We start from the raw sequence: 19,311 nt of genomic DNA on the forward strand, positions 1-19,311 counted from the left end.
CAGCCGTTCCACCGCGGCGCAGGTCCTACGCAGGTGCTCATGGCACAGGTGGATTAGGCAGCTCACGGCGGATCGGCCCGTGTGTCCAGTCTATATCGGTAGACTGACGCCGAACGCGAGAAAGGTACAGGGTGGGTTAGCTCGCGGCTGCGCGAAGCGCAGTCGCGAGAGTAACCCACCTTGCTTCAGCGATCGCAGGACGAAGTTGGTGGATTACGCCGGCGGACTGCGCTTCGCGCAGCCGCGGGCTAATCCGCCCTACGAAATTACGGCAGCTTGCGCTTGCCTTGCTCCAGCTCCCGCCCCGTCTCCAGCATCAGCCGCCTGAGCCAGATCGAGCCCGGGTCCATCTGCGCCCGCGTCGGATGGAACATGAACTGCTCGTCGATCCCGGGGTCGAGCGGCGGCACGACCGTGACGAGGCCGAGCTGCCTTGACAGCGCCGTGATCAGCCGGCGCGGCACGAAGGCGACGAGGTCGGTGCGGGCGGCGACGTGCAGGGCTTCGAGATAGCCCGACACCACCAGCGAAATATGCCGTTCGATGCCCTTGGTGTGGAGCCAGGTGTCGATCAGATCCTCGCGGTTGCCGCGGATGATCACGCCGACATGGCGCGCGGCCAGGAACGCCTCACGCCGCTTCAGCTTGGGCCCTGCGGGATGGCCGCGCCGCACCGCCAGCGCATCGCTGTCGGTGTAGAGCAATTGGCGGTGAAAGCCCTTGAACGCGTTGCCGGTCGAGATCACGAGGTCGATGGTGCGGGCGAACTCGGCGTGGAAGATCGCAGGTCCCCGCCATGGCACCACGTCGATGCGGACGTTGGGCGCAAGGCGCGTCACCTTCTCCATCAGCGGCGGCATCAACAGTTCGACCGCGAGATCCGGCATCATCAGGCGGAATGGCCGCTCGCTGCTTGCGGCATCGAATTCCTCCGGCACGAACAGCCCGCGCACCTGGTCGAGCGCCTGCGCGAGCGGCGTGCGCAGCGCCTGTGCCCGCGGCGTCAGCTCCATCCGCGCGCCGGTGCGCACCAAGAGCGGATCGCCGAAGATGTCGCGCAGGCGCTGCAGCGCGTGGCTCGTCGCCGGCTGCGACAGGCCGATCCTCATGGCCGCGCGGCTGACATTGGCTTCGCGCAGTAGCGCGTCGAGCGCGGTCAATAGATTGAGGTCGAGCGAATTCAAATTCATGGGACGAATAGATATCATATCCGTTATCGATTTGAAGAATTCTCCTCGAGCGGCGATGCTCTCCGTGTTGCCACCAAACGGAGATGCCGCCATGAGCGCGAGCACCAACAAGAAACTGATGCAGGATATTTTTGCCGCCGCCGCCAGCCCCGATCCGGCTGTGCGCGACCGCTCCCTGTTCATCGCAAGCCTTGCCGACGACGCCAGATGGGTCGTGACCGGCCAGTATTCCTGGTCGCGCACCTTCACGGGCAAGGACGCGATCATCAACGATCTGCACGGCTATGTGCGCACCCGCCTGCGTGACCGGACGCGCACGGTCGCCGAACGCTTCATCGCCGACGGCGACATCGTTGTGGTGGAGGCCAGGGGCGACAACGTCACGCCCGAGGGCGTGCGTTACGACAACGACTATTGCCTCGTGTTCCAGTTCGAGGACGGCAAGATCAAGGAGATCCGCGAGTACTGCGACTCGGTGCTGACCGAGAAGGCGCTCGGTCCGTTTCCGCAATCGCCGGTGCGGGCCGCGAGCTGAGCGGGTCGAGTGACCTCACGTCTGCCCGCCGGTTGCGCGCGTTGCCATCGGCGATGGTCCTGCGGGCCTGGCGGGCGCTGGTCGAGATGGTTCGCATCAGGCGAGAGCGATCCCGGGATCGGCACCACCTCGCCGCCATGACCGAACGGGAGCTTCATGATTGCGGGATGACCCGAGCGGAGATCGAGTACGAGCTGCATAAGCCCCGGCGGCGAAGATAGAGAAAGGTGGAGGTGGGGCCTGTTGCCCCGCCTCCGCTTTTTCCAATCCTAAACCCGGAACCTTTGAGTCCCGCGCGCGTTTCTTCGCTTCCGGGGCAATTGCGCCCCTGGCTTTGCGCGCGTTGGGAATTTCATGCTGGCTGGGGCTTCGGACGTTTCGACACGAGTGGGCCGCAGCTTTCCCGGACTCCGCGAACGATTGAGAGACGCGACTGCGGCGGCGCACCGGGAGCTCGATGCGCAATTGTCCTCATTCGATCTTACCGTGTTTTCCGGCTATCGCCGTTTCCTCCAGGCAAGTGCCGGCGCCCTGCTGCCGCTCGAAGCGGCCCTCGTAGAGTCCGGCGTCGCCAAAATGTTTCCGGACTGGCCGGAGCGGGCGCGTAGCGCTGCGATTTCGGCAGATCTCGAACGGCTCGGCCGGGACGCGCATGCCAGCGTGTCGGTGTCGCCGATGACACCAAGCGGCGTGCTCGGCACGATGTACGTGCTGGAAGGCTCCCGGCTCGGCGCGAAATTCCTGCTCAAGACCGTTGCGGATTCAGCCGATCCGCGGGTCGGCGAAGCAACCGCCTATCTCAGCCACGGCGCCGGCAAACGGCTCTGGCAGAGCTTTCTGGCGAAGCTCGCAGGCGGCGAGGGGTACGACGAGGACGAGGCGATCGCTTCTGCGGGTGCTGCGTTCGCCGCGTTCGAGCTGGCGGCGGATCGCGCATGAACGAGGCGGTCAATCTCACCAATTGCGATCGCGAGCCGATCCACATTCCCGGCAGCGTCCAGCCGTTCGGCTTCCTGATCACGGTGCTGTCGGACTTCACGATCTGCATGGCCTCGGACAATGTCGGCAGCTTCGTCGGCACCGATGTCGCCGATTTGCTGCAGCAGCCGCTGTCGCGTGTCTTCTCGGAGGCTGCGGTCGAGATGATCCGCAGCCGCGTCGACCACCTCAGCGGTCCGGATGCGACCGAACGCCTGTTCGGTGTCGAGCTGCAGGCCGGCCAGCCGCTCTACGACGTCTCCATCCATTTCTCCGGCGCCTATCTCGTCATCGAGGCGGAGCCAAGCGTCAGCGAGTCCGGCGTCAATTCCGGCGAGCTCGTGCGCCTGATGCTGGAGCGCATCCGCAAGACGCGCGGCATGACCGAGCTCGCCCGCGAGGCGGCGCGACAGCTCAAGGTGCTGACCGGCTTCGACCGCGTCATGGTCTATCAGTTCCACCCGGACGGATCTGGCGAGGTGATTGCGGAAGCCGCTGAGGCGGGGCTCGAGCGGTTTCTGGGCCTGCACTATCCGGCCTCCGACATCCCCAAGCAGGCCCGCATCCTCTATGAGCGCAACTGGCTGCGCATCATCGCCGACATCAACGCCAGGCCTGCCGCGCTGATCTCGACCGCCACGCACAATGCCGGGCTGCTCGATCTCTCCATGAGCGTGCTGCGCTCGGTCTCGCCGATCCACATCGAATATCTGCGCAACATGGGCGTCGGCGCCTCGATGTCGGTGTCGATCCTGCGCGACGGCAAGCTGTGGGGCCTGTTCGCCTGCCACCATTATTCGCCGCGCTACATCTCGTTCGAGAAGCGCACCGCGTCCGAACTGTTCGGCCAGATGTTCTCCTGGATCGTAGAGGGACGCGAGCGCGAGGGCGACGTCGCCTACGAGGCGCGCGCCCATCAGGTCCAGGAGCGATTGATCGAGAGCGCGGCCTCGCATGAGCACAGCCGGCGCGCCATCGTCGATTTCGTCGGCGACTTCCGCAAGATGATCGCGTGCGACGGCGCGGCGGTCTGGTCCGACAACAAGATCACGCTCGACGGCGAGACGCCGACCGAGGAGGAGGTGAAGGAGCTGGTCGCCTTCATCAACCGGACCTCGCCGGGCCGGATCTGCGCCAGCGCCGAGATCGCCAAGGTCTATGCCTCGGCCGAATCCTTCAGGGACCGGGCGGCGGGCTTCCTCGCCATCCCGATCTCGCGCACGCCGCGCGACTGCCTGATCTTCTTCCGCCGTGAGGTGCTGCGGTCGGTGACCTGGGCGGGTGCGCCCGAGAAGGTCTATGAGGAGGGGCCGAACGGGCCGCGCCTGACGCCGCGCAAGAGCTTTGAGCTCTGGCAGGAGACTGTGGCCGGCCAATCGAAACCGTGGTCGGCGGCCGACATCCGCATCGCCGAGAGCCTGCGCGTCACGCTGCTCGAGGTCATCCTGCAACTGTCCGACCTGGCCGCGCGCGAGCGCCGCGGCGCGCAGGAGCGGCAGGAGCTGATGATCGCGGAGCTCAATCATCGCGTCCGCAACATCCTGAGCCTGGTCCGTGCGCTGGTGGCCCAGAGCAAGGACACCGCCAAGAGCGTGGAGGAGTTCGCCGGCGTGCTCGGCGGTCGCATCCAGGCCCTGGCGCGCGCCCACGACCAGATCACCAACCTCAACTGGGCGCCGGTCGCGCTGCGCACCCTCGTCGAATCCGAGGCCGGCGCCTATCTCGGCTCGCGCGCGGGCCGGGTGAAGATGGGCGGGCCCGACGTCGCGCTCGATCCCAAGGCGTTCGCGACGCTCGCGCTCGTCGTGCACGAGATGATGACCAATTCCGCCAAATACGGCGCGCTGGCCGATTCCACCGGGCAGGTCGAGGTGGTGTGGCGGCTCGATCCGAATTCGAGCCTTGAGATCGAGTGGAAGGAGAGCGGCGGCCCGCCGGTGCAGCCGCCCTCCCGCCGCGGCTTCGGCACCACCATCATCGAGCGCTCGGTGCCGTTCGACCTCAAGGGCGAGGCCGAGATTCGTTTCGACCTGCTCGGGGTCCAGGCCAAATTCGTCATTCCCCCCAATTTCGTCGAGCTGGTGCCATCAATCGCAGGAGCCGCCATGCGCATAGAAGAGCAGCAAGCCGCCCGTAACCGGATTTCCGACACGGCGCTGATCGTCGAGGACAATCTGATCATCGCCATGGCCGCGGAGGTCATCCTGCTCGACCTCGGTGCCCGTCACGTCGACACCGCGGCGACCGTGGACCAGGCCCTGCGCTCGATCGAGCGGACCCGCCCGAGCTTTGCCCTGCTCGATCTCAACCTCGGCAACGAGAGCAGCATCAGGGTGGCGCAGAAGCTGAAGGAGATCGGCGTGCCCTTCATCTTCGCGACCGGCTATGGCGAGCGCGCGCCGATCCCGGTGGATCTGGCCTCGGCGCCGGTGGTCCAAAAACCCTACACGCTGGAAGTGGTCGAGAATGCGCTTGGCAAATTGACGCAGGCGGCCGCTCAATAAACATTCATCTCGACGTCACATGCAGCACTCTGCACGCGTCTGCGGGCCTCGCGCCGATGTCTTGCGCAGCTGCCGATAAAATCAGCAGAGTTTGTGCTGAGCTATGCAGACATGCGCGTAAAATTAGAAGGTTCAATTAACAAGTGTCCCGCATTGTGTCGCAGTGCAGCGTGAGTCGTGCTAGGCGCGACGCGTGGCTGCCCGGGGTGGCCGTGACGATCGCCGGAGTTGTGCGTCCATCCGAAGTCACATGCATCTGGGTGGATAGTGGGAATGCCGAGCTTTCGTTTGCGGATCAGGGGCCGTCTCTATGCCGGCTTCCTGGCTTTGGTGGCGGTTGGTCTTGTGATGGCGGTGGTTGCCATCTGGAATTTGCGGTCAGTGCAGGACCAGGTCGCAAAAGCCTCGGCGTTCTCGGACAGCACCGCGCGGGTTCTGGAGATCTCGACCCACCTTCAGGCAATCCAGCGCGCCAATCTGCGCTACATCTACGACGCCAATGAAGCGGCGATGAAGGAGGCCTCCGAGCGCGAGGCGGCGGCGACAGAGCTGCTGCAGGTCGGCGCCAAGGGCACGGCCTCCGAGGAGCGGCGCAAGCTCTACAACGATCTGATCGCCGACATCGCCAAGATGAAAAGCCTGCGCGACAATCTCGGCGATGCCGTGAACGAGGCGCGGACGGGCAAGGCCACGCTGCTGCCGAGCGGCGACGAACTGACCGTCAAGATGAACAAGCTGAGCGATGTGGCGCGCGCGGCCGTCGACGAGGACACCGCGTCCCTGGTCGCAGACCTCGAATCCAGGCTGTTGCTCGTCCAGATCGCGAACTGGCGCTTCCTGGCCCTGCGCGACACCAAGGGTCCGGCCAATTTCAGGACCAATGTGGACCGCGCCTCGCAGCGGCTCGCGGCGCTCGAGAAGAGCCCGCAGGCAACCGAATTGCGCACCACGCTCGCGCCGGTGAAGACCTCGCTGGGAATCTACAAATCCGCGTTCGAGACCACCTCGGCGGCGATGCTCCAGGCCGACGAGATCTACCACAAGAATCTCGCACCCCTCATCGTCGAGAGCATCGGCAAGCTCAAGGTCGCCGAAGCCGCCCTCAAGAAGGACTACAAGGATTCGCGCAGCCAGGCCGAGGCCGTGATCGACGGCACCACGACCGTGCAGGAGATCGCGGGCGGCCTTGCCACGCTGTTCGGATTGGTCGTCGCCTTCCTGATCGCCCGCGGCATCGTCGGCCCGCTGACCGCGATGACGCGCGCGATGGGGCTGCTCGCCGGCGGCGATCTCGCGGTCGAGATTCCCGGCCGCGGCAAGAAGGACGAGATCGGCGACATGGCCAAGGCGATCGAGGTGTTCAAGGACAACATGGTCGAGACCGAGCGCATGCGCAGCGAGCAGACCGAGGTCGAGGCGCGGCAGGCCGAGAGCCGCAAGAAGGATATGGTCAGGCTCGCCGATCAGTTCGAGCAGGCGGTCGGCGAGATCGTGAACACGGTGTCGTCGGCGTCGAGCGAGCTCGAAGCGTCCGCAGGCACGCTGACCACGACCGCCTCGCGCGCCCAGGACCTGTCCACCGAGGTCGCCAGCGCCTCGCAGGAGGCCTCGGCCAACGTGCAGGCGGTTGCTTCGGCGACCGAGCAGCTGTCCTCCTCGGTCAGCGAGATCGCCCGCCAGGTGCAGGAATCGGCGCGCATCGCCGGCGAGGCCGTCGGCCAGGCGAGCCGGACCAACGAGCGCGTCGGCGAGCTCTCCAAGGCTGCCGCCCGCATCGGCGACGTGGTCGAGCTGATCAACACGATCGCCGGCCAGACCAATCTCCTCGCGTTGAACGCGACCATCGAGGCCGCGCGTGCGGGCGATGCCGGCCGCGGTTTTGCCGTGGTCGCCTCGGAGGTGAAGGCGCTTGCCGAGCAGACGGCGAAAGCGACCGGCGAGATCGGCCATCAGATCTCCAGCATCCAGGCCGCCACCGAGCAGTCGGTCGGGGCCATCAGGGAGATCAGCGGCACCATCGAGCGGCTGTCGGAGATCTCCTCGACGGTTGCCGCCGCCGTGGAGCAGCAGGGCGCGGCGACGAAGGAGATCTCCCGCAACGTCCAGCAGGCGGCCCATGGCACCCAGCGCGTCTCGTCCAATATCGGCGACGTGCAGCGCGGGGCCTCCGAGACCGGCTCGGCCTCCTCGCAGGTGCTCTCGGCAGCGCGCTCGCTGTCTTCAGACAGCAGCCGCTTGAAGCAGGAAGTCGCAAAATTCCTGGAATCGGTCCACGCCGCCTGAGCTTCGAGGTCACTTCAAACGCAAGCGATTCGAACGTAAAGGTCCACGCATGCGCGTGGACCTTTCGATGACGTGGCGCGATCAGGCCGTAACGGTGGTCCGCTGTATGCAGCGAGCGGAAGCTGCGCAATTCCTGTGCGGTCGATCATCGCTCTCACCCGATCTTGCGGTGACTTATCCGTATTCAGCGCCGGTAAAATACAACGTCAATTAACGATTGTTCCGCATTGTGTGACGACGCAGCACGAAGCCTGATTTGATTGCATTGATGTGTTCATGCAGTCTGAAGAAGCGTTCGGTTGCTCCGTTTCTCTTTCAATGGATGGACAGCGAACATGCCGAGCTTGCGTTTGAAGATCCGGGGTCGTCTGTACGCCGGGTTTTCGCTTCTGGTGGCCATGGGTCTGATCATGGCCGTGGTCGCAGTCTGGAATCTGTGGGCCGTCCAGGCCCAGATGACGCGACTGTCCACGCTCTCGGACAATACGGCGCGCGTCCAGGAAATCTCGATCAACCTCCAGGCGCTCAGGCGCGCGAACCTGCGCTACATCTATGACGCCAACGAGCCCGCCTTCAAGGAAGCCGCGGAGCGGGAGGCCGCCACGGTCGAGCTGCTGCGGGCTGCGGCCCAGTCGACGATCTCGGAGGAGCGGCTCAGGATCTACGACGGCATGGTCGGCGACATCGGGAAGATGAAGGCCCTGCGCGAACGCATGGGCGCCGTGGTCAACGAGACGAGCAAGGGCAAGGCCATTCTCTTGACCGGCGGCGACCAACTGACCGCCAGCACCGGCAAGCTGGTCGACGCCGCCCGTGAAACCGGCGATACCAGCGTGCTCGCTCCCGTCGCCGATCTCGAATCCAAGATCCTGCTGGTTCGTGTCGCAAACTGGCGCTTCCTCGCCGTCCGGGACGCAAAGGGGCCGGCGACCTTCGGGACCAATGTCGATCGGGCGCAGCAAGCGCTCAAGTCACTGGAGGGGGCCGGTCTGCCGGACGAGGTCAAGGCCGCATTCGGGCCGGTGAAGAGTTCACTTGCGGCCTACAAGGGCGCCTTCGAGACGACCTCCGCCGCAATCCTCCAGGCCGATGAAATCTACCGCAACGAGATCGCGCCCCTGATCAGCGAAAGCGTCGACAAGCTCAAGGTGGCGGAGACCGGATTGAAGGCCGACTACCAGAAATCGCGCGCGACCGCCGATGGCGTCATTGCCAACACGACGTGGATTCAGCAGATGGCGGGCGGTCTCGCCGTTCTCTTCGGTGCCCTCGTCGCCTTCCTGATCGGCCGCAGCATCGCCGGACCGTTGACCGTCATGACGCGTGCGATGGGCAGGCTCGCGAGCGGCGATCTCAAGGTCGAGATTCCCGGCCGTGGCAATCGCGACGAGATCGGCGACATGGCCAAGGCGATCCAGGTGTTCAAGGAGAGCATGGTTGAGACCGAGCGCCTGCGCCACGAGCAGGTCGAGGTCGAGGCCCGGCAGGCCGAGAGCCGCAAGGCGGACATGAGAAACCTTGCCAACCAGTTCGAGCGCGCGGTCGGCGAGATCGTGAACACGGTGTCTTCGGCGTCGAACGAGCTCGAAGCCTCCGCAGGCACGCTGACCACGACCGCTTCGCGCGCCCAGGATCTGTCCACCGAGGTCGCCAGCGCCTCGCAGGAGGCCTCGGCCAACGTGCAGGCGGTGGCCTCGGCGACCGAGGAACTGTCCTCCTCGGTCAGCGAGATCGCGCGGCAGGTGCAGGAATCGGCGCGCATCGCCGGTGAGGCCGTCGGCCAGGCGAGCAGGACGAACGAGCGCGTCGGCGAGCTCTCCAAGGCGGCCGCCCGCATCGGCGACGTGGTCGAGCTGATCAACACGATTGCCGGCCAGACCAATCTCCTGGCGCTGAACGCCACCATCGAGGCGGCGCGCGCGGGCGAAGCCGGCCGCGGCTTTGCCGTGGTCGCCTCCGAGGTGAAGGCGCTTGCCGAGCAGACTGCGAAAGCGACCGGCGAGATCGGCCAGCAGATTTCGAGCATCCAGGTCGCGACCGAGCAGTCGGTCGGCGCCATCAGGGAGATCAGCGGCACCATCGAACGCCTGTCGGAAATCTCGTCGGCGGTGGCCGCTGCCGTGGAAGAGCAGGGTGCGGCGACGCAGGAGATTTCCCGCAACGTCCAGCAGGCGGCCCACGGCACGCAGCGGGTGTCGTCCAATATCGGCGACGTCCAGCGCGGCGCCTCCGAGACCGGCTCGGCCTCCTCGCAGGTGCTCTCGGCGGCGCGCTCGCTGTCCTCAGACAGCAACCGCCTCAAGCTCGAAGTCAGCAAGTTCCTGAACTCGGTCCACGCCGCCTGATCGGCGCGGACCTCCCAAAAAGCAAAGGTCCACGCGCACGCGCGTGGACCTGCGTTGAAAGCATGGATGGTCAGGCGACCTTGGTCGTCATATGCTTGAACATGTTCCCGCGCGCCTCGTCGTCCATCTCCGCCTTGAAGGTGAACTTGTCCTTCAGCGCGATCGCGCGCGCCGCCGCGGGGCGAGCCGAGATCTCGTCCACGAGACGCTTGACGTTCGGATATCGCGCAAAGGCGTCGTCGCCGAGCTTGAACGGTACCATCCGCGCCCAGCCCCACAGCGCCATGTCGACGATCGAATAGCTGTCGCCGACCATGTAGCGGCGGCCGTCGAGGTGACTGTCGAGGATCTTGTAGTGGCGGTCGGTCTCGTACTGGTAGCGGTTATGGGCGTAGTCGTGATTCTGGTCCTTCGGCGCAAAATGCTTGAAGTGCACGGCCTGACCCGAATACGGCCCGACGCCGGTGGCGATGAACATCAGCCAGGACAGTGTCTCGCCGCGCACATTGGCGGCGGGCAGGAACTTGCCGGTCTTCTCGGCGAGATAGAGCAGGATGGCGTTGCTGTCGAAAACGATCGTGCCGCCATCGTCGATCGCCGGCACCTTGCCGTTCGGATTGATCTTCAGATATTCGGGCGTGAACTGCTCGCCCTTGCGGGTGTCGATCTTCACCGGCTCGTAGGGCAGGCCGGACTCCTCGAGATAGAGCGCGATCTTGGTCGGGTTCGGCGAGCCGTTGAAATAGAATTTGAGCATCGATCATCTCCCCAAGGGGTGGCAAGGGTTGGTTGGCCGAGAGCGAACGCGGCGTCAGTGCCGCCGGCGCCCCTCTCTTGCCTGAACCCGTCGCGGGAGAGCAACCGGCGAGTTTGCCGTGAGGTATCTGCGCGCCACGCAGATCAGCCGGCGTAACAAAGCCCGATCGCCGCCGTAAGGACCATCGCGGCGCCGACCGCTTCCAGGCGCAAGCCGAGCCGGCTGGCGAGATGCATGTCGGACGCCCGTGCCGCGCGCTCCGATCTCCGCGCATAGCCGTGCACGATGACGTCGTGATTGAAATTGTCATGCGCCTCGTTGCTGCTGGCGAGCCCGACGCAGATCACCAGCACGCCGAACAAAGCGAGGCCGAAAAATCCGAGCAGGGCGATCAGGAACATCGGAAACATGCCGATCAGGAAGATCGGCAGCAGCGGCACCAGCAGCAATGTCTCGGACTGTCGTCGCATGGGAGCAAACCGGTCAGGACGGGGCTGATCTGGCGAATCTAGTCCTGCCGGTGGCGGCTTTCAAGGCGCCGTCATTCCGGGGCGCGCCTCTTGGCGCGAGCCCGGAATCCATTGGGCGGCATAGGCTGTGGTTCGGTGGATTCTCAGATGCGCAATTGCGCATCATAGCTCGCGCGCCTTGCGCGCGCCCCGGAATGACGACGGAGAGGATTTATTCCGTCCCCATGCCGGCGCGGATCTCGGCGCGGAGCTCGTCGATCAGCTTGAGACCCTTCTTGGTCTCGACGTGCCAGAAGGTCCAGCCGTTGCAGGCCTGCGCGCCTTGCGCCACGGCGCCGATGCGATGGATCGAGCCGACTTTGTCGCCTAACATGATGGCGCCGTCGGCACGGACCAGCGCGCCGAGCTTCTTCTTGGCGTCGAACAGTTTCGTGCCGGGCATGATCATGCCGCGCTCGATCAGTTCGGAGAACGCGACGCGCGGCGCTTCGCGCGCGGTCATGAACGGGGCTAGGCTTTCTTCCGGCAGCGGCTCGATCTTGGCGATGCGCGCTTCGGCGGCCTTGGCATAGGTCTTGTCGCGCTCGAAGCCGATATAGGAGCGGCCGAGGCGTTTGGCGACGGCGCCGGTGGTGCCGGTGCCGTTGAAGGGATCGATCACGAGATCGCCGGGCTTGGACGACGAAAGCAGCACGCGGGCGAGCAGGCCTTCCGGCTTCTGCGTCGGATGCACCTTCTTGCCGTCGGCGCCCTTGAGGCGCTCTTCGCCGGTGCAGAGCGGGATCAGCCAGTCGGACCGTGCCTGCACGTCCTCGTTCGCCGCCTTCAGCGCTTCGTAGTTGAACGTATAGCCCTTGGCCTTCTCGTCGCGCGCGGCCCAGATCATGGTCTCGTGCGCGTTGGTGAAGCGGCGGCCGCGGAAATTCGGCATCGGGTTCGACTTGCGCCACACGATGTCGTTCAGGAGCCAGAAGCCGAGGTCCTGCATGATCGCGCCGACGCGGAAGATGTTGTGATAGGAGCCGATCACCCAGATCGTCGCCGACGGCTTCATCGCGCGGCGCGCTGCAAGCAGCCAGGCGCGGGTGAAATCGTCATAGGCGGAGAATGAATCGAACTTGTCCCAGTCGTCGTTGACGGCATCGACATGGGATTCGTCGGGGCGCTTGAGATCGCCCTTGAGCTGAAGATTGTAGGGCGGATCTGCGAACACCAGATCGACGCTACCTGCCTGAAGCTTCGACATCTCGGCGACGCAATCGCCGAGAATGATGCGATGCGAAGGAGACTCGAAATTTGTGCGGGGCGCCCTTGCAGACGCCCCGCGACGCGACTCTACCATGACTCAAGAACTCTGACTCAGGCGACGCTGTCGGCGACGCGGGACCAAACAACCGACTGACCGGTACATTGCAGCGGCAAAGTAAAAATCGACTTAACCCGCCGCTTTCGTGTGCAGACCGTTCATCATGCGTCGCGCGTGAATCGCTCATCGCATTTGCCGTGTTTTGCAGTGTTTTTTGTCTTTCTTCGCGCTGCAAGAGCAGCGATGCTGCCCAAAAGAATCCAAAATTCTCTCGGAAAAAATTGCTTGGCCTCGGAAAAAATTGCTGGCGGTCGCATACTGTCGCACTAGGCAATTTTTGCCGACCACGTTATTGATAAAGGCAACGGAAATTTTACGTATGTGGCGCGTTGAGCTTTCGCGTTTCTGCGCCCAAATGACGCCAACCGACGACCTTGAGGGAAACCCGCCATGCGCTACGATGATTTCCGCCGCAGCGACGACGTCGAGGATCGTCGCGACGAAGGTGGTGGCGGCTTCGGCGGCGGCGGTGGCGGCGGGTTCGGCCTGCCGATGGGCGGTGGCGGGCTCGGCATTGGCACCATCATCGTGCTCGGCCTGCTCGGCTATGCCTTCGGCATCGACCCGCGCATCCTGATCGGCGGCGCCGAGATCCTCACCGGCGGCGGCCAGGCGCCGAGCTACCAGACCGATCGCCAGTCGTCCTCGACCTCGGCCAAGCGCGGCGCGCCGACCGACGAGGTCGGCAGCATGATCGCCGGCATCCTCGGCGAGATCGACGATCGCTGGAGCGAGATCTTCCAGGCCAACGGCCAGAACTATACCGGTCCGAAGGTCGTGCTGTTCCGCAACGCGACCAATGGCGGCCGCTGCGGCATGGCGCAGTCGGCGATGGGCCCGTTCTACTGCCCGCCGGACCGCACCATCTTCCTCGACACCGGCTTCTTCCGCGAAGTCGAGACGCGCTTCCGCGGCTGCTCCGGCAAGTCGGCGTGCAACTTCACCACCGCCTACATCATCGCGCACGAGGCCGGCCATCACATCCAGAACCTGCTCGGCATCATTCCGCGCGTGACGCGGCTGCAGCAGCAGGCCGGCAGCAAGGCCGAGGCCAACGCGCTCCAGGTGAAGGTCGAGCTGCAGGCCGATTGCCTCTCCGGCGTCTGGGTCAATCGCGAGGCGAAGAAGCGTCCGAACTTCCTCGAGCCCGGCGACATCGACGCCGCGCTGACCACGGCGAGCGCGATCGGCGACGACACGCTGCAGCGCCAGGCCACGGGCCGCGTCGTGCCCGACTCCTTCACCCACGGCTCGGCCGCCCAGCGCAAGCAATGGTTCATGACCGGCTACCAGCAGGGCACGGTGCAGGCGTGCAACACGTTCGGCAGCGGGGCGTAGGCGCAGGTGCCCGTGCCCCGGACGCGCTGCAGCGTGAAACGCTGCTGCGCAGAGCCGGAGCCCACAATGCCGACGCTTCTGAGGTTTTCATGAGCATGGGTCCCGGCTCTGCGCAGCAGCGTTTCACGCTGCAGCGCGTCCGGGACACAAGAGGAAAAAGCAATGGCCTCCATCGACGAGACAAAACAGTTCGTCCCGCTCAACATCGCGGTGCTCACCGTCTCCGACACGCGCGCGCTGGCCGATGACAAATCCGGCCAGACGCTCGCGGATCGCCTCACCGCGGCCGGGCATCACCTCGCCGCGCGGGAGATCGTCACCGACGACGTCGAAGCGATCCGCGCCGTGATCCGCCGCTGGATCGCAGATAGCGGCGTCGACGTCGTCATCAGCACCGGCGGCACCGGTTTCACCGGACGCGACGTCACGCCGGAGGCGATCGAGCCGCTGTTCGAGAAGCGCATGGACGGCTTCTCGATCGCTTTCCACATGATGAGCCACGCCAAGATCGGCACGTCGACGATCCAGAGCCGCGCCACCGCCGGCGTCGCGGGCGCCACCTACATCTTCTGCCTGCCCGGCTCACCCGGTGCCTGCCGCGACGGCTGGGACGGCATTCTGGCCGCGCAGCTCGACTACCGCACGCGTCCCTGCAATTTCGTCGAGATCATGCCGCGGCTGGACGAGCATCTGCGCAGGCCGAAGGCACAAGGCGCGACGGTGTGAGCGCTGGGTCGAGCAAGAACAGGTCTTGAGTTTCGGCCGAGATCCCAATCATGGGGGCGGCTCACCGTGTTTCGACAGCCGGCTGAACCCAAGGGCAGTGACGAGGTAGACAGCGTCGCTTTCATCCACGAGCACGTCGCCGATCGTCATGGTCGTATGCTCCAGTCCCTTGCTCCGAAGCAAATCGAGAGCCTCACCGTTGGGTGACCAGATGTTCGCTCGCATCCGATGCAGTACATTTTCCCGGTCATCGGCCTCGATGTCCGTGAGGTGGACGTGAGTAGCCGAGAGGTCGTCGGGATCGGGCGAATTTCCAACGACCCCGCGAAGAAACGACGGTTTCATATACCAGACTTGATATTTCATCGCGTTGTTCCTTCGGCTCGCTGAGCGGCGCGGCAGCGCTGCGCTGCTCAGTTCAGCGTCGAGGGACCTCTTGAACTTGATGTAAATCAAGGTTCGGCGCGCTCATGCCGCGAAGCGGCTGCCGATGCTTATAGATCCCGCTCCCAGGTCTCGCCGACCAGATCGGCACCGAAGCTGTGGTGCTTCTCTTCCTTCACCAGCTTGAAGCCTGCGCTCTGATAGATGCCGCGTGCGGCGACCAGGATGCTCTGCGTCCACAGCGTCATCCTCTTGTAGCCGCGCTCGCGCGCGCCCTGGATGCATTGCTCGACCAGCGCGCGGCCGACACCGAGCCCCCGCGCTTTCTTCTCCACCTGCAACAGCCGCAGCTTGGCGATCTCGTCGGTGGCCTTGACCAGAAAGACCGAGCCGACCGGCTCGCCGCCGACTTCCGCGATCCAGCAATGCTCGCGCGCGGCGTCGTAGTTCTTGATGAACTGTGCGCAGATCTCGGCGATCAGCGCCTCGTAGCTGATGTCCCAATTGTAGTCCGCAGCATAGGCGGCCGCTTGCTTGGAGATGACCCAGCCCATGTCACCGACGCGATGGCTGCGCAGTACGACGGAAGCCGGCTGCTTCTGACGCGGCTCCAGCACGGTCTCGATGGTCGCCATCGCCTGCGTGAGCCGCGTGGCATCGCCGGCCGACAGCCGCGCCAGCATTGCGGCGACCTCGTTCTGCGAGCCCAGGTTCAGCTTGGCGAAGGTCTGGCGGCCCTTGGCGGTGAGGCTGAGCTGGTATTGCCTGCGATCCGCGGGCAGGGGCGTTCGCGTGATCAGCCCCTTCTCGTCGAAGCTTTGGACGATGCGGCTGAGATAGCCGGGGTCGAGACCGAGCTCGTTGCCGATCTCCTTGGCCGCAAGGTCGTCGCGATGCGCGAGCTCATAGAGCACGCGGGCCTCGCTGAGCGAGAACGGGCTCTTGCCGAGGTGTTGGTCGAGCACACCGAGCTTGCGGGTATAGAAGCGGTTGAAGGCGCGAACCGCCGCGATCTGGTCGTCGATACCGTCGAATGGCATGGGGGATACCTCAATCCTTGCTATTGTCAAATAATTATTTGACTTTGGCAAGTATCAGGAGGCCTCACGCGACCATGACGATCCGGCTGCGCAGCATCGTCCGGGACGAGCGGCCGAGCCGCCTGAGTAGCCGCGCCTCGGAACGGCGGGCTTGCGGCGGGTAGCCGCCGATCCGGTCGTAATGCTCACGCGCGATCAAAAGCCCCTGCCCGCTGAGGGGGCCGACCAGCAGCCGCGCCACGGACCACAGGACGTCGCGGAAGCCGGTATCTGAGTAGGGCGAGCGGGCATAGCGGAACACGGCCGCACGATCGCGGCCGCTGGCCGCGACGGACTGGATGAACTGGGCGGTCTCGTCGATCCAGCCCGTGTCCAGCACCGCGCCGGCGGGAAGGAACATCAGCCAGGGCGAACGGGCCTCGCGCGCGCCGGCGGCGAGCGCCGCGCCTTGCGTAGATCCCTCGCAATCGACGAAACGGCAGCCGGCGACGTCGGCAACGCGCTCGATGACGCCGTTGCGGGTGCCGTCGACCAGCAGGACTTCCTTGATGATACCCGCCGCAGCACCAGGCACCAGCGCGGCCAGAGTTGCGACCGCGGTCTGCTCGACGCCTTCGGTCGGAATGATGACGCTCAGCATGATTGAGACTTCGATGTCCGCAATTCGGGAGAAGCGTAACTCGTTATGATGTTGTCATAAACATGCTGCGCTGCCGAGTGCAACTTTTCGGCGGTGTCCCGACGTGCGATGGTAAACCGGAGCGAGCCCGCCTCAGTCGAATATGTCGTGTGCGGGGTAGCCAGATTGCCGAATGTTTCGGCGATTCTCCGTTTGATGAGCTTCAAACGGGGTGTTTCTCTGCTGATATCGTTGGAGTGACGGCGCTGTTCCCGCGCGGATGGGAAAAACATGCAGCCGCCGTTGCGCAGAGCGAGATGAGTCCAATGAGCGCCGATCAACTTCCCATGTCTGCGACGCCTGCATCGCCGAAGCCGGACGTCGCGCCAACCTTGCGGATCCGCGCCGTGATGCTGGGCGAACGCATCAATCCGTCGGGGCTCGAACTCGGTCCGGCGGTCTCCTCGACGCCCGCTGCCTTTCGCGTTCATGCGGGCCTTGCCGTGATCTTCCGCTACGGTGTCGTGGTGCTGATCGGCCTTCTTCCCTCCGAGGAGAAGGTGCTGCTCGACAGCCTGAAGTCCCGCGTGACCGGCGAGCTCAGCCCCTTCGAGGAGGAGATCGCGCAGGCGCAGCTCTGCAAGGACGAGAGCGCCGAAGCGATTCAGCCGGGCGGGCCGATCAACCTCTCGAAATTTTCCGACGAACGGCTGCTGCTGATCGCGGATGCGCTCGCCAAGAGCACATCGTTGGCGCGCGACGAGCGGCGTGTCGCTGCGGTCTTCGACGTCATCGAGCCCTTTGCGCGCGAGCTTGCCGAGAAGGGCCGCACGTCGCGGCGGCGCAAGGGCATCCTGCAGCTCATCGGCAACGCATTGCTGGTCCAGCAGCGCGTCGCCGGCCGCGTCGCGGTAGCCGAAAAGCCCGACGCGCTCTGGGAAAAACCGCAGCTCGACCGCCTCTATGCGCGTCTCGAAGACGAGTACGAGCTGAAGGAGCGGCTCGACACGCTCGAGCGCAAGCTCACCGTCATTGCGGAGACGGCCGATGCGCTGACCGACATCATCGATACCCAGCGTTCGCTGCGGCTCGAAATCGCAGTGGTGGTGCTGATCCTGATCGAGGTGGTGATCGGGTGCGTCCAGATATGGTCGGGGGTTCATTGAGCCGCGGCATGCGGGCGCTGGGATCGGCGATCCTGCGATTGCCAGCTGGCGATCTCGGCTAGCTCGGCCTCGGGGCGTGTCTCGGCCGTCTCGCAGCGTCCGAGATAGAGCGCCCCGGCATCTCCTTCGATCGTGATCCATTCGCCCTCGGCGAGCACCGCGTCGCCAAGCCGGGCCTGTTTCGCGACCGGATCGATCCTGAGCTCGCGGCAGCCGACCACGCAGGGCTTGCCCATCTGGCGGGCGACCAGGGCCGCATGCGAGGTGCGCGCACCGACCGCCGTGACGATGCCGGCTGCAACCGCAAAGCCGGCGACGTCGGCGGTGCTGGTATCGGGACGCAGCAGGATGACCGGTTCGCCCATCGCCGACAGCCGCTGCGCGCTTTCGGAATCGAAAGCCGCGCGTCCGATCCCGATGCCGCCGGAGGCGCCGATGCCTGTCGTTGCGGGGGTGCCGGGCGCAACCAATGTGGTCTCGGTGAGCGAGGCGAGGTCGATCTGGGCGATGCGCGTGAGGGCCTCATCGGTCGCGATCAACCCTTCATGCACGAGATCGATCGCGATCCTGGCTGCGGCCCGCGGCGTGCGCTTGGCCGTCCGGGTCTGGAGGATCCAGAGCTTGCCGTTCTCGACCGTGAATTCGACGTCCTGCACGTCGGCGAATTCACGTTCGAGCCGCCGCAGGATCTCGCCGAGCTCGCGCTCGATCGTCGGCAATTCGCGCGCGATCGCCTCGGCCGTATCGGGCGCACGGCGACCGGACACGACGTCCTCGCCCTGCGCGTCAAGCACGAGGTCGATCATCGGGCGCGGTGCGCCCGTCGAGGGGTCGCGCGAGAAGGCCACGCCGGCACCGGAGGCAAGACCGCCATTGCCGAACACCATGGCCTGCACGGTCACGGCGGTGCCTTCCAGCGCCTTGAGATTCTGCAGGCTGCGATAGGCGCACGCACGCTCGCTCGTCCAGGACCGGTAAACCGCCTCGGCTGCCGCTTCGAGCTGCGCGAAGGCGTCGTCGAGCCAGCCGTCGGCGCGATCCTCGAGCAGCGTCTGCTCGTCGCCGGCGAGCCGCTCGAGCGCCTCGCTGTCGAGCTCGCGATCGTTCCCGGCGCATTCGGCGCCGACCCGTTCGGCGATGCACGCAGCGAAGGCGCTCGAATCCACCTCCAGCACGGTCTCGCCGAAGCTCTCGAGGAAACGGCGCCGGCAATCCCACGCAAGCCGCGGCCGTCCGGTGGCGCGGATCAGGCCGTGCACCGCACCGGATGTGCAGCCGACGTTGAGCACGGTCTCGAGCATGCCCGGCATCGATCGCGCCGCGCCCGAACGCACGGACACCAGAAGCGGCTGCCTGCGGTCGCCGAAGCGCTTTCCGCTCGCCTGCTCCAGGAACGCGATTCCCTCTTTCAGGCCGTCGCGCAGATGCTGTTTGGCGTGGGCATGGCCGGCAATGATGTCGGCGCAGAGCCTGACCGGCAAGACGAAGGCGGGTGGCACCGGCAGGCCGAGTGCGGCCATGCGGGCGAGGTTGGCAGCCTTGGCGCCGATCTCTTCGGCCGGCCGCAATTCGGTCGCCTCGGCGCCGATACGCACGATATGCATGGGGAC

The 19,311-nt window shown here is 65.4% G+C and carries 17 protein-coding genes; 9 read left to right on the forward strand and 8 right to left on the reverse strand.

Annotated elements, in window-relative coordinates; genetic code table 11:
- Window positions 1-266: 266 nt before the first annotated feature.
- Window positions 267-1,190: a LysR family transcriptional regulator gene (locus VGR99_RS38420; RefSeq protein ID WP_326905151.1), complete on the reverse strand. Its 924-nt coding sequence runs from the start codon at window positions 1,188-1,190 to the stop codon at window positions 267-269.
- Window positions 1,191-1,281: 91 nt separating this feature from the next.
- Here VGR99_RS38420 and VGR99_RS38425 point away from each other — a divergent pair, with 91 nt between their 5' ends.
- The 6 genes from VGR99_RS38425 to VGR99_RS38450 all read left to right on the forward strand — a co-directional run bounded on the left by VGR99_RS38425 (window position 1,282) and on the right by VGR99_RS38450 (window position 9,835).
- A complete protein-coding gene (locus VGR99_RS38425) occupies window positions 1,282-1,725 on the forward strand; it encodes a nuclear transport factor 2 family protein (RefSeq protein WP_326905152.1) in 444 nt (147 codons plus the stop codon).
- An 86-nt stretch (window positions 1,726-1,811) separates the two neighbouring features.
- A complete protein-coding gene (locus VGR99_RS38430) occupies window positions 1,812-1,946 on the forward strand; it encodes a DUF1127 domain-containing protein (protein WP_326905198.1) in 135 nt (44 codons plus the stop codon).
- 133 nt (window positions 1,947-2,079) lie between these two features.
- Entirely contained in the window at window positions 2,080-2,664 is a 585-nt protein-coding gene (locus VGR99_RS38435) for a biliverdin-producing heme oxygenase (RefSeq protein ID WP_326905153.1), read from the forward strand.
- The gene (locus VGR99_RS38440) at window positions 2,661-5,207 is read left to right on the forward strand and encodes an HWE histidine kinase domain-containing protein (protein ID WP_326905154.1); all 2,547 of its coding nucleotides are present in this window, start codon (window positions 2,661-2,663) and stop codon (window positions 5,205-5,207) included. The genes VGR99_RS38435 and VGR99_RS38440 overlap by 4 nt, the downstream gene beginning before the upstream one ends.
- 273 nt (window positions 5,208-5,480) lie before the next feature.
- Window positions 5,481-7,490, forward strand: coding sequence for a methyl-accepting chemotaxis protein (locus VGR99_RS38445; RefSeq protein WP_326905155.1), 2,010 nt, complete (start codon window positions 5,481-5,483; stop codon window positions 7,488-7,490).
- A 335-nt stretch (window positions 7,491-7,825) separates the two neighbouring features.
- Window positions 7,826-9,835: a HAMP domain-containing methyl-accepting chemotaxis protein gene (locus VGR99_RS38450; protein ID WP_326905156.1), complete on the forward strand. Its 2,010-nt coding sequence runs from the start codon at window positions 7,826-7,828 to the stop codon at window positions 9,833-9,835.
- 70 nt (window positions 9,836-9,905) lie between these two features.
- Here the strand turns inward: VGR99_RS38450 and VGR99_RS38455 are convergent, their stop codons facing one another.
- From VGR99_RS38455 to VGR99_RS38465, 3 genes are all read right to left on the reverse strand, one after another.
- On the reverse strand, window positions 9,906-10,592 hold the full coding sequence (locus VGR99_RS38455; RefSeq protein WP_326905157.1) for a glutathione S-transferase family protein: 687 nt from the start codon (window positions 10,590-10,592) through the stop codon (window positions 9,906-9,908).
- Between the two features lie 143 nt (window positions 10,593-10,735).
- Window positions 10,736-11,062 carry a hypothetical protein gene (locus VGR99_RS38460; protein ID WP_326905158.1) on the reverse strand — a complete coding sequence of 109 codons (327 nt, stop codon included), beginning with the start codon at window positions 11,060-11,062 and terminating at the stop codon, window positions 10,736-10,738.
- Between the two features lie 211 nt (window positions 11,063-11,273).
- The gene (locus VGR99_RS38465; RefSeq protein WP_326905159.1) at window positions 11,274-12,404 is read right to left on the reverse strand and encodes a site-specific DNA-methyltransferase; all 1,131 of its coding nucleotides are present in this window, start codon (window positions 12,402-12,404) and stop codon (window positions 11,274-11,276) included.
- Between the two features lie 414 nt (window positions 12,405-12,818).
- Here VGR99_RS38465 and ypfJ point away from each other — a divergent pair, with 414 nt between their 5' ends.
- Window positions 12,819-13,766, forward strand: a complete 948-nt coding sequence (ypfJ, locus tag VGR99_RS38470) for a neutral zinc metallopeptidase (RefSeq protein WP_326905160.1) — start codon at window positions 12,819-12,821, stop codon at window positions 13,764-13,766.
- Between the two features lie 162 nt (window positions 13,767-13,928).
- On the forward strand, window positions 13,929-14,492 hold the full coding sequence (gene moaB / locus VGR99_RS38475; RefSeq protein ID WP_326905161.1) for a molybdenum cofactor biosynthesis protein B: 564 nt from the start codon (window positions 13,929-13,931) through the stop codon (window positions 14,490-14,492).
- 48 nt (window positions 14,493-14,540) lie between these two features.
- On the opposite strand, the gene VGR99_RS38480 is transcribed toward moaB, so the two are convergent.
- From VGR99_RS38480 to VGR99_RS38490, 3 genes are all read right to left on the reverse strand, one after another.
- On the reverse strand, window positions 14,541-14,858 hold the full coding sequence (locus VGR99_RS38480; RefSeq protein WP_326905162.1) for a hypothetical protein: 318 nt from the start codon (window positions 14,856-14,858) through the stop codon (window positions 14,541-14,543).
- Window positions 14,859-14,986: 128 nt separating this feature from the next.
- Window positions 14,987-15,916, reverse strand: coding sequence for a helix-turn-helix domain-containing GNAT family N-acetyltransferase (locus tag VGR99_RS38485; RefSeq protein WP_326905163.1), 930 nt, complete (start codon window positions 15,914-15,916; stop codon window positions 14,987-14,989).
- 64 nt (window positions 15,917-15,980) lie between these two features.
- Window positions 15,981-16,556, reverse strand: a complete 576-nt coding sequence (locus VGR99_RS38490) for a glycosyl transferase (RefSeq protein WP_326905164.1) — start codon at window positions 16,554-16,556, stop codon at window positions 15,981-15,983.
- Between the two features lie 305 nt (window positions 16,557-16,861).
- On the opposite strand from VGR99_RS38490, the gene VGR99_RS38495 reads away from it, so the two are divergent.
- On the forward strand, window positions 16,862-17,701 hold the full coding sequence (locus VGR99_RS38495) for an RMD1 family protein (RefSeq protein ID WP_326905199.1): 840 nt from the start codon (window positions 16,862-16,864) through the stop codon (window positions 17,699-17,701).
- Here VGR99_RS38495 and VGR99_RS38500 read toward each other — a convergent pair.
- Window positions 17,695-19,305 carry a PEP/pyruvate-binding domain-containing protein gene (locus tag VGR99_RS38500; protein ID WP_326905165.1) on the reverse strand — a complete coding sequence of 537 codons (1,611 nt, stop codon included), beginning with the start codon at window positions 19,303-19,305 and terminating at the stop codon, window positions 17,695-17,697. The genes VGR99_RS38495 and VGR99_RS38500 overlap by 7 nt on opposite strands.
- Between the last annotated feature and the right edge of the window lie 6 nt (window positions 19,306-19,311).

The sequence above is a fragment of the Bradyrhizobium sp. genome (assembly GCF_035935975.1).
In the GTDB taxonomy this organism is placed as follows: Bacteria; Pseudomonadota; Alphaproteobacteria; order Rhizobiales; family Xanthobacteraceae; genus Bradyrhizobium.